This is a genomic window from Micromonospora sp. NPDC005413 (genome assembly GCF_040606435.1).
GTDB lineage: Bacteria > Actinomycetota > Actinomycetes > Mycobacteriales > Micromonosporaceae > Micromonospora.
The window spans coordinates 144,208-153,419 of record NZ_JBEXEV010000012.1 but is presented as its reverse complement, the minus strand read 5'-3'; the positions used below and the strand labels follow the sequence as shown (position 1 = coordinate 153,419).

The 9,212-nt window shown below is 71.5% G+C and carries 11 protein-coding genes; 9 read left to right on the top strand and 2 right to left on the bottom strand.

Going from position 1 to position 9,212, the window contains the following annotated elements:
- Positions 1-92 precede the first annotated feature (92 nt).
- Positions 93-497, bottom strand: a complete 405-nt coding sequence (locus ABZS37_RS16280) for a hypothetical protein (protein WP_355169647.1) — start codon at positions 495-497, stop codon at positions 93-95.
- A gap of 322 nt (positions 498-819) precedes the next feature.
- Here ABZS37_RS16280 and ABZS37_RS16275 point away from each other — a divergent pair, with 322 nt between their 5' ends.
- The 7 genes from ABZS37_RS16275 to ABZS37_RS16245 all read left to right on the top strand — a co-directional run bounded on the left by ABZS37_RS16275 (position 820) and on the right by ABZS37_RS16245 (position 5,876).
- Positions 820-1,122, top strand: coding sequence for an urease subunit gamma (locus tag ABZS37_RS16275; protein WP_355169645.1), 303 nt, complete (start codon positions 820-822; stop codon positions 1,120-1,122).
- Positions 1,119-1,460, top strand: a complete 342-nt coding sequence (locus ABZS37_RS16270; protein WP_355169643.1) for an urease subunit beta — start codon at positions 1,119-1,121, stop codon at positions 1,458-1,460. Before ABZS37_RS16275 ends, ABZS37_RS16270 begins: the two co-directional genes overlap by 4 nt.
- On the top strand, positions 1,457-3,160 hold the full coding sequence (locus ABZS37_RS16265; protein WP_355169641.1) for an urease subunit alpha: 1,704 nt from the start codon (positions 1,457-1,459) through the stop codon (positions 3,158-3,160). Before ABZS37_RS16270 ends, ABZS37_RS16265 begins: the two co-directional genes overlap by 4 nt.
- Positions 3,160-3,852 carry an urease accessory UreF family protein gene (locus ABZS37_RS16260; protein ID WP_355169639.1) on the top strand — a complete coding sequence of 231 codons (693 nt, stop codon included), beginning with the start codon at positions 3,160-3,162 and terminating at the stop codon, positions 3,850-3,852. The genes ABZS37_RS16265 and ABZS37_RS16260 overlap by 1 nt, the downstream gene beginning before the upstream one ends.
- Positions 3,842-4,627, top strand: a complete 786-nt coding sequence (gene ureG, locus ABZS37_RS16255) for an urease accessory protein UreG (protein WP_355169637.1) — start codon at positions 3,842-3,844, stop codon at positions 4,625-4,627. Before ABZS37_RS16260 ends, ureG begins: the two co-directional genes overlap by 11 nt.
- Complete coding sequence (locus tag ABZS37_RS16250) at positions 4,627-5,343, top strand: urease accessory protein UreD (RefSeq protein ID WP_355169635.1); 717 nt, start codon at positions 4,627-4,629, stop codon at positions 5,341-5,343. The genes ureG and ABZS37_RS16250 overlap by 1 nt, the downstream gene beginning before the upstream one ends.
- 158 nt (positions 5,344-5,501) lie before the next feature.
- Complete coding sequence (locus tag ABZS37_RS16245) at positions 5,502-5,876, top strand: cupin domain-containing protein (RefSeq protein ID WP_355169633.1); 375 nt, start codon at positions 5,502-5,504, stop codon at positions 5,874-5,876.
- 31 nt (positions 5,877-5,907) lie between these two features.
- Here ABZS37_RS16245 and ABZS37_RS16240 read toward each other — a convergent pair whose 3' ends face one another.
- A complete protein-coding gene (locus ABZS37_RS16240; protein WP_355169631.1) occupies positions 5,908-6,372 on the bottom strand; it encodes a MarR family transcriptional regulator in 465 nt (154 codons plus the stop codon).
- 96 nt (positions 6,373-6,468) lie between these two features.
- On the opposite strand from ABZS37_RS16240, the gene ABZS37_RS16235 reads away from it, so the two are divergent.
- Positions 6,469-7,551 (top strand): substrate-binding domain-containing protein, encoded by a 1,083-nt coding sequence (locus ABZS37_RS16235; protein WP_355169629.1) that lies wholly within the window; start codon positions 6,469-6,471, stop codon positions 7,549-7,551.
- Between the two features lie 409 nt (positions 7,552-7,960).
- Positions 7,961-9,205, top strand: coding sequence for an urea ABC transporter substrate-binding protein (urtA, locus tag ABZS37_RS16230; RefSeq protein ID WP_355169627.1), 1,245 nt, complete (start codon positions 7,961-7,963; stop codon positions 9,203-9,205).
- The last annotated feature ends 7 nt before the right edge of the window (positions 9,206-9,212 follow it).

The following is a 9,212-nucleotide window of genomic DNA, read 5'->3' as shown; positions in this document are numbered from 1 at the left end:
CACCCGCTACGACAAACTCGCAGTCCGCTTCCAAGCCGTCCTGACCCTCACCATCATCACCGAGTGGCTCTGACCGGCTTATGAAACACGCCTTAGCCGCGGCGGCCGGTCGGACGACGGCTGAGCCGCCGCGCCGCGAGGCTCACCAGCGTGCTGCCAATCGCCATCCCGATCAGCACCAGCACCGCCCCGACGGCCCACAGCCCGCTGTCGTCACTGGATGCCGCCTGCCACGTCCAGGCCGCCGTGAAGGCCACCGCCATCACCGCGCCCACCAACCACGGGCTGAGTCGCGTACCGGCGAGGGCGGCCAGCAGGACGAGCGTCAGCACGCAACCGATCACCTGCCACGGCTCGTACGGGCCGCTGGTGTTGCCGGTCTCCGGATCGACCGTGTACTCCGTGTCCCAGCCCAGCCAGAGCAGCCACACCCCGACCGTGGCCGCCGCCAGGAACAAAACACCGAACAGTGCGCGCGTACCCCTCATCGCCGTCATCCGATGATCATGCCCGGCGCGGCACAGAAGCGGAATGAGCACCAGTACCCAGCTGTGGGCCGGCGCGATCCCGACGGGACTGTTGCCCCGGCCGGTGGCGATCCTCTACGGTCTGCTCAGCGGTGGGCGGTGCGGTCCGCATCCGACCGGACACCGCCGGTTGCCCGTCGCGCGGGCCGGGATGGTGGAGTCCCGGGTCACCCCGTCGGCGGCGGCTCGGCGGTCGTGTGACTCCAGCTCGTACCCCGGGTGTTGCTGCCCGGCGCGGCCCCGTGCGGGGCCGACGGCGAGCGGGGCACGCCGATCCCACCGGGAGAAGCCCGTGTTTCTCAGCCCGCATGAGCAGGACCGCCTGCTCGTCCACGTCGCGGCCGACGTCGCCCGCCGCCGCCGCGAGCGCGGCCTGCGACTCAACTATCCCGAAGCCGTCGCGCTGATCACCACCTTCCTGCTCGAAGGGGCCCGGGACGGCCGGTCGGTGGTCGACCTCATGTCGGCCGGCCGGACCGTGCTCGGCCGCGACGACGTCCAGGACGGCATCCCCGAGCTGCTGAGGGAGGTGCAGGTGGAGGCGACGTTCCCGGACGGCACCAAGCTGGTGACGGTGCACCACCCGATCCCGTGATCCCGGGGGAGATCCTGCCGGCGGCGGGTCCGGTCGAGATCAACGTGGGCCGTCCGGTGACCACCCTGCTCGTGGTCAACACCGCCGATCGACCGGTCCAGGTGGGCTCGCACTACCACTTCGGCGAGTCCAACCCGGCGCTGGCGTTCGACCGGGACGCCGCCTGGGGTCAGCGGCTCGCCGTGCCGGCAGGCACGTCGGTCCGGTTCGAGCCGGGCATCAGCCGCAGTGTCGATCTCGTCCCGCTCGGCGGCGCGAGAATCGTGCCGGGTCTGCGCGGGGAGTGTGCGGGACCGCTGGACCCGGACGCGCCGACGGCCGACGGGTCACCGCGATGAGCGCCGTGCGGCGGGACCGCTACATCGACCTGTACGGGCCGACGACCGGTGACCGGATCCGACTGGCCGACACCAACCTGCTGATCGAGGTGGAGACCGACCACTGCGTGGGCGGTGACGAGGCGGTCTTCGGCGGCGGGAAGGTGATCCGCGAGTCGATGGGGCAGTCCCGCGCCACCCGCGCCGAGGGGGCACTGGACACCGTCATCACCGGTGCGGTGGTGCTCGACCACTGGGGCGTGGTCAAGGCCGACGTGGGGCTGCGCGACGGGCGAATCGTGGCACTTGGCCGGGCCGGCAACCCGGACACCATGCCCGGTGTTCATCCCGACCTGGTCATCGGCCCGTCGACCGAGGTGATCGCGGGCAACGGGCGGATCCTCACCGCCGGCGCGGTCGACACCCACGTGCACTTCATCTGCCCGCAGATCGTGACCGAGGCGCTGGCCAGTGGCATCACCACGATGGTCGGCGGCGGCACCGGGCCGGCCGAGGGGACCCGGGCGACCACGATCACCCCGAACGCCTGGCATCTGGCCCGCATGCACGAGGCCCTGGACACGATGCCGGTCAACGTGCTGCTGCTCGGCAAGGGCAACACCGTCTCCAGCGAGGCGCTCTGGGAACAGTTACGGGCCGGTGCGGGCGGTTTCAAGCTGCACGAGGACTGGGGCACCACACCGGCGGCGATCGACGCCTGCCTGCGGGTGGCGGACGCGTCCGGCGTGCAGGTGTCGATCCACACCGACACGCTCAACGAGGCCGGTTTCGTAGCCGACACCCTGCGCGCGATCGGTGGACGGGCGATCCACTCGTACCACACCGAGGGCGCCGGTGGCGGGCACGCGCCGGACATCATCACGGTGGCCAGCGAACCGAACGTGTTGCCCTCGTCGACCAACCCGACCCGGCCGTACACCGCCAACACCCTGGCCGAGCACCTGGACATGTTGATGGTCTGCCACCACCTCAACCCGTCCGTGCCGGAGGACCTGGCCTTCGCGGAGAGCCGGATCCGACCGTCCACGATGGCCGCCGAGGACCTGCTGCACGACCTTGGCGCGATCTCCATCATCGGCTCCGACGCGCAGGCGATGGGCCGTGTCGGCGAGGTGATCACGCGAACCTGGCAGAGCGCGCACGTCATGAAGGACCGGGTCGGCGCGCTGCCGGGTGACGGGGCCGCCGACAATCACCGGGCCCGGCGGTACGTGGCGAAGTACACCATCTGCGCGGCGATGGCCAACGGGTTGGAGCACGAGGTCGGCTCGGTCGAGCCGGGCAAGCTCGCCGACCTGGTGCTCTGGGACCCGGCGTTCTTCGGCGTACGACCGCACCTGGTGCTCAAGGGCGGCATGATCGCGTACGCCCAGATGGGTGACGCCAACGCCTCGATCCCGACGCCGCAGCCGATGCTGCCGCGGCCGATGTTCGGGGCGTACGGCGCGGCGGCGGCGGCGACCAGCCTCGCCTTCGTGGCGCCGGCGGCCCTGGACGCCGGGCTCCGCCTGGACGTGCGACGCCGGGTGGTGCCGGTGACCGACGTGCGGTCGCGGGGCAAGGCCGACCTGCCGGAGAACAACGCGATGCCGCGCATCGAGGTGGACCCGGACACCTTCACCGTGCGGATCGACGGGCAGGTGGTGGAACCGGACCCGGTGACCCGGCTGCCGATGGCCCAGCGGTACTTCCTGTTCTGATGGCGACGCCGAGCCTGCTGTTGCTGTTGGCCGACGGGCGCTTCCCGGCCGGGGCGCACGCGCACTCCGGCGGCCTGGAGGCGGCCGTCGCCGCCGGTCGGGTCACCGACCTGGCCTCGTTGGAGGCGTTCCTGGTCGGACGGTTGGCCACCGCCGGTCTGGTCGGCGCGGCGTTCGCCGCGGCCGCACACCGGGCTGCGGCGCTGGCTGAGCCGGGTGTCCGGTCGGGGGCGCTGGCTCGACTCGACGCGGAGTTGGACGCGCGTACCGCCGCCCCGGCGTTGCGGGTGGTCTCGCGCCGGCAGGGCCGGGCGCTGCTGCGGGCCGGCCGGGCCATCTGGCCGGACGCACCGTTCGGCGACCTGCCCGCGACACCCTGCGGTGCACACCAGCCGCTGGTGCTCGGGCTGCTCTGCGCCGCGGCAGGGCTGTCTCGCATCGACACCGCCACGGTCGCCGCGTACGGGACGGTGACCGGGGCGGCAAGCGCCGGCGTACGCCTGCTCGGCCTCGACCCGTACCGGGTCCAGGCCCTGCTGGTCGGCCTGGCCGATGCCTGCGACGGCACGGCCGCCGACGCGGCGCGGGCCGCCGACGACCCACCGGAGCGGTTGCCGGCCGCCGCCGCTCCACTCGCCGACATCCATGCCGAAATCCATGCCACCTGGGAGGTGCGTCTCTTTGCGTCCTGACACCGTTGTGCCGAGCGCTGTGCCCGCCGTCGAACCGACCACGCCGCCGCCGGCCGCCCTACCCCACGACGAGACCGTTCCGCACACCCATCCGAAGCCGGGGGTGGACCCTCATCCGCCGTTGGCGCGTGCCGGTCGTGCCCTGCGGGTCGGCATCGGCGGACCGGTCGGCTCCGGCAAGACGGCCCTGGTGGCCGCGCTCTGCCGGGCCTTCGCCGACGAGTTGCGGCTCGGGGTGGTGACCAACGACATCTACACCACCGAGGACGCCGATTTCCTCAGGCGGGCCGGAGTGCTGGACCCGGCCCGGATCCGCGCCGTGGAGACCGGTTGCTGCCCGCACACCGCGATCCGGGACGACATCGGCGCCAATCTGGACGCCGTCGACGAGCTGGCCGAGGCGGTCGGCCCGTTGGACCTGGTCCTGGTGGAGAGCGGCGGGGACAACCTGACCGCGACCTTCAGCCGAGGGCTGGTTGACCGGCAGATCTTCGTGGTCGACGTGGCGGGCGGGGACAAGGTGCCCCGCAAGGGCGGGCCGGGGGTCACCGCCGCCGACCTTCTCGTGATCAACAAGACCGACCTGGCGTCGATGGTGGGCGCCGATCTCGCCGTGATGGACCGTGACGCGCGGGCCCGCCGCGGCGACCTCCCGACCCTCTTCCTGTCCATCGTGGGAGACCCCACGGCAACGTCGGTCGCGGACTGGATCCGGCACGAGTTGGCCCACCACGCCGCCCTGCACCCGCTCGCCGTACCGGTGGGCCCAATCTGATGCGGGCGCTCGCCCGGCTGGTCGCCCGGGCCGACGGTCGGGGCGGCACGGTCCTGGTCGAGCTGCACGGCGAGACGCCGCTCCTGCTGCGCCAAACCCCGGCCGACGGTGGTGTCGCCACGGTGCACCTCGTCGGCGGGGCGGCCGGACCGCTCGCGGGGGACGATCTGCGCCTGGAGATCGAGGTGGGTCCGGGCGCGGCGGTCCGGGTGCACAGCGTCGCCGCGTCGATCGCCCTGCCCGGCCGGGCGGGTGCCGTGTCCCGGATGGCGGTGCGGGCGGTCGTGCACGCCGGTGCCACGCTGCACTGGCTTCCCGAGCAGTTGGTCGCGGCGGCCGGCTGCGCGCACCTCGCCGAGTCCCGGATCGAGCTGGCCGACGGGGCGAGCCTGCGGTGGCGCGACGAGCTGATCTGCGGCCGGTACGCCGAGGCGCCCGGCGGCGCCGTCGTGCACACCCAGGTCGACTACGCCGGCCGACCGTTGCTGCGGCAGTCCCTTGCTGTGGGGCCGGCGGCACCCGGCTGGGCCGGACCGGCGGTGCTCGGCGCCGCACCGGCTACCGGCTCGTTGCTGGTGGTCGACCCGTCGCGGCCCGCCGAACCCGCGACGGCGGCCGGCACCGTCGCCCGGCTGCCGCTGGCCGGTGGTCCCGCGACACTGTGGACCGCCACTGCCCCCGACGCGCACACCCTGCGCGCCCACCTCACCGGGTGACGGGAGCACGGCCGTGCTGGTCCGGCGGCCGGACGTCGCCGCGTCGCGGACTCCCCTTTTCGGCGTCCCCGCCCCGGCCGGGTCGGTGCCCCATATCCTCGGGTGGAGGTGCCAACCGGAGCGATTGCCGTTCGCATGACGGCTCACAGGAGGCTGTGATGGGTGCAGGGGGTCGACCCGAGGGCATCAGTCCCACCGCCGTGGAGGGCGCGCCGGGGTTGTGGCGTGTCGATCTGCAGAAGCACGATCTCAGCATCCCGGGACGTGAGGTCATCCAGAGCCGGGTGGAATTCACGCCGGACTCACCGCCGTTCACGCACTTCCATCCCGGCGAAGAGGTCATCTACGTGCTCCAGGGGTCACTGGAATACACGATTGAGGGCCAGTCGCCGGTGGTGTGCACTGCCGGTGACGCGCTGACCGTGCCGTACGGCGTCCACCACCAGGCCCGCAACGTCGGCGACGGGGTGGCCGTCGAGTTGGCCACGTACGTGGTCGAGAAGGGTAAGCCGCTTCTCACCAAGGTGGAGTGACGCCGCGAGGGCGCCCGGTCGGGAGCGCGGGTCAGCGGCGTGGGCCGGTCGCGTCGGCCCGGTCGCGTCGGCGGGTTGGGTCCAGCCGGTCGACCAGGTCGTCGAGCCGGTCGACCAGGTCGCTGTCGGTCTCGACGCCCAGCTCGGCGAGGCTGGCGCGGACCCGCTGGTCGAGGCGCTCGTGTTCGCGTCGGCCCCGGGCGGTCAGGTACGCCCGAATCCGTCGGCGGTCCATCGGATCGATCCGGCGGAAGACGAGGTTGCGGTCGACGAGCTGGTCGACCAGCTTGGTGAGGGTGCCTGGAGGCAGCGACGCCTCGGCGGACACCTCGCTCATCGAGTGGCCCTGGCCGTCGGCGAGCAGGCAGAGCACCCGCCACGCCTCGATGGTCAGCGCGTCGTCGGCCAGAACGGTGCCCAACCGGCGGGAGAGCAGCCGTTCGGCGCGGGTGAGTGAGCGCAGCAGGTCGGCTGGCGCCCCGGGCACGTCTGACATGGAACTCCCTGGTCCGGTGGCGATCCCATGGTAGCGAGTCGTCCCGGTCCGTGGTGAGCTCTGGCCTTCGGTCGTGGGCCGGGCAATCATGTGCTCATGTCCGCGCCGGCACCGCCGTGGCTGACCGTCGACCGTGCCGTGGTCAGCATCGCGCTGGTCTACCCGATGCGCGGGCCGGCTGGCATGTTCGGCCCCACCTGCGAGCTCTGCGCGCAACTCGCCGTCGAGGAGATCAACCGGTGCGGCGGCGTGCTTGGCCGTGAGGTGCGGCTGGTGCCGGTCGACGGCGGCGCACCGCCGGCCGAGGTGGCCGCCGAGGTCGAGGCGCTGGTCTCGGTGGGGGCGGTGCAGGGGGTGACGGGGTGGCACATCTCCTCGGTGCGCCAAGCGCTGGCGCCCCGCGTCGCCCACCGGGTGCCCTACGTCTACACCGCACTGTACGAGGGCGGCGAGCGTACCGAGGGCGTCTTCCTGACCAGCGAGACGCCGGATGCCCAACTGTGGCCCGCGATGCGGCTGCTCGCCGGGGAGCAGGGGGTACGTCGCTGGTTCGTGGTCGGTAACGACTACGTGTGGCCCCGTCGTACGGCGCGGGCGGCCCAGCGGTACGCGCTGCGCGGCGGTGGGCGGGTGGTGGGCCAGCACTTCCTGCCGTTGGACGCGCACGACTTCGACGAGGTGCTGCGCCGCATCGAGCACAGCGAGGCGGACGCGGTGGTGATGCTGCTGGTCGGTGCGGACGCGGTGCGGTTCAACCGAGCGTTCGCACGCTCCGGATTGGACCAGCGCTGTCTGCGGCTCAGCACGCTGATGGACGAGAACATGCTGCTGGCGAGCGGTGCCGGCGCGACCCGACGGCTGTACAGCACGGCGGGTTTCTTCGCCGGGCTGGTGACCCAGGAGAACCTCGACTTCCACGGTGAGTTCGCCCGTCGCTTCGGGGTGGAGGCGCCGCCGCTGGGCAGCCTGGGGGAGTCCTGTTACGAGGGCGTGATGCTGCTCGCCGCGCTGATCGGCCAGGCTCGCACCCTCGACGTGCGGGCGATCGAGACGGCGGCGGACACCGTGGCGTACCACGGGCCGCGCGGGCGGCTGCGGTTGCGGCAGCGGCACGTGCGTCAGCGCATCTATCTGGCCGAGGCCGACGGGCTCGACTTCACCGTGCTCGCCCAGCTCTGATCCCGGGGCCCGGACCCTTGACAGCGCCACCCGACCCGGCTCTAAGATACTTCCTGCGTGAAGGATCTGGCCTTGAGGTCAGCTACCGCCATTATGCCTCCACGTCGGTGAAATCGTCTGCCGACCATTGTGGTGACGCTTTATCCGCACAGCTCCGAACGGCTGGAACCGTGATTCGTCAACGGTGCCGGCCGTTTCTTCGTGGGCAGTGCCCCGGCCGCGCGGAAACAGTCAATTAAGGACTGGGAAACACTCGCGCAATGATGCCGGTCGACGCTTTCCCTGCCCAGATCCGATCCGGTGCCCCGGGCGGCGTCCACCCGTCGACCTCGGCACCGCCCACCTCAGCTCCACCGGACCGCACCGCATTGCCCATTCGACACTCCACGCGTACCGCAGGGGAGATTTGATGTCACTATTCCGGGGCCGCCGCATCCTGGCGGGTGCCATGACCCTGGTCGCCGCGGCCGCGATGACCGCGTGCGGCAGCAAGACCACCGACGAGGGCGGTACGACCGGCGTCACCGCCGACGTCTCCGGCGACACCGTCAAGGTGGGCCTGCTCAACTCGCTCTCCGGGACCATGGCGATCAGCGAGGTCACCGTCCGCGACTCCATCATGCTCGCCGTCGAGGAGATCAACGCGGCCGGCGGTGTCCTCGGCAAGAAGATCCAGCCGGTCGGTGAGGACGGCGCCTCGGACTGGCCCACCTTCGCCGAGAAGGCCGAGAAGCTCATCTCCGAGGACCGGGTCGCCGCGGTCTTCGGCTGCTGGACGTCGGCCAGCCGTAAGGCGGTCAAGCCGGTGTTCGAGAAGAACAAGGCGTTGCTGTTCTACCCGGTGCAGTACGAAGGGCTCGAACAGTCGCCCTACATCTTCTACACCGGTGCGACAACCAACCAGCAGATCGTTCCCGGGCTCGACTACCTCAAGGCGCAGGGTGCGAAGTCGGTCTATCTGGTCGGCAGCGACTACGTCTTTCCCCGTACCGCCAACAAAATCATCAAGGCGTACGCGGCCGCGAACGGGATGACCGTGCTGGGCGAGGATTACGCGCCGCTGGGCTCCACCGAGTTCGGCACCATCGTCAACAAGGTCAAGTCGTCCGGGGCCGACGCCGTGTTCAACACGCTCAACGGTGACAGCAACGTGGCCTTCTTCAAGGAGTACAAGTCGGCCGGGCTGACCGCCGCCGCGCTGCCGGTGGTGTCGGTGTCGATCGCCGAGGAGGAGGTCAAGGGCATCGGCACCCAGTACCTGGAGGGGCAGCTGACCGCCTGGAACTACTACCAGACCACCCCGGGGGCGGCGAACTCGACGTTCGTGGCCGCGTACAAGGCGAAGTACGGCGCGGACAAGCCGACCAGCGATCCGATGGAGGCCGCGTACGTCGCGGTGCATCTGTGGAAGGCGATGGTCGAGAAGGCCGGCGCGTTCGACGTGGAGAAGGTGCGCTCCGCCGCGGGCGGGATCACCTTCGACGCGCCGGAGGGCCTGGTCACGGTGGACGGGGCGACCCAGCACATCTCCAAGACCGCCCGGATCGGCAAGATCGGCGCGGACGGTCTGATCACCGAGGTGTGGAACTCCGGCAAGCCGGTCGAGCCGGACCCGTACCTCAAGAGCTACCCGTGGGCGAGCGGCCTGGCCTGACGACGCC

Excerpts from the sequence above, each read along its gene's own strand:
- ABZS37_RS16265 (WP_355169641.1), top strand. The coding sequence starts at position 1,457 with ATGAGCGCCGTGCGGCGGGACCGCTACATCGACCTGTACGGGCCGACG.
- ABZS37_RS16260 (WP_355169639.1), top strand. The coding sequence starts at position 3,160 with ATGGCGACGCCGAGCCTGCTGTTGCTGTTGGCCGACGGGCGCTTCCCG.
- ABZS37_RS16280 (WP_355169647.1), bottom strand. The coding sequence starts at position 497 with ATGACGGCGATGAGGGGTACGCGCGCACTGTTCGGTGTTTTGTTCCTG.
- ABZS37_RS16250 (WP_355169635.1), top strand. The coding sequence starts at position 4,627 with ATGCGGGCGCTCGCCCGGCTGGTCGCCCGGGCCGACGGTCGGGGCGGC.
- urtA (WP_355169627.1), top strand. The coding sequence starts at position 7,961 with ATGTCACTATTCCGGGGCCGCCGCATCCTGGCGGGTGCCATGACCCTG.
- ABZS37_RS16240 (WP_355169631.1), bottom strand. The coding sequence starts at position 6,372 with ATGTCAGACGTGCCCGGGGCGCCAGCCGACCTGCTGCGCTCACTCACC.
- ABZS37_RS16245 (WP_355169633.1), top strand. The coding sequence starts at position 5,502 with ATGGGTGCAGGGGGTCGACCCGAGGGCATCAGTCCCACCGCCGTGGAG.
- ABZS37_RS16235 (WP_355169629.1), top strand. The coding sequence starts at position 6,469 with ATGTCCGCGCCGGCACCGCCGTGGCTGACCGTCGACCGTGCCGTGGTC.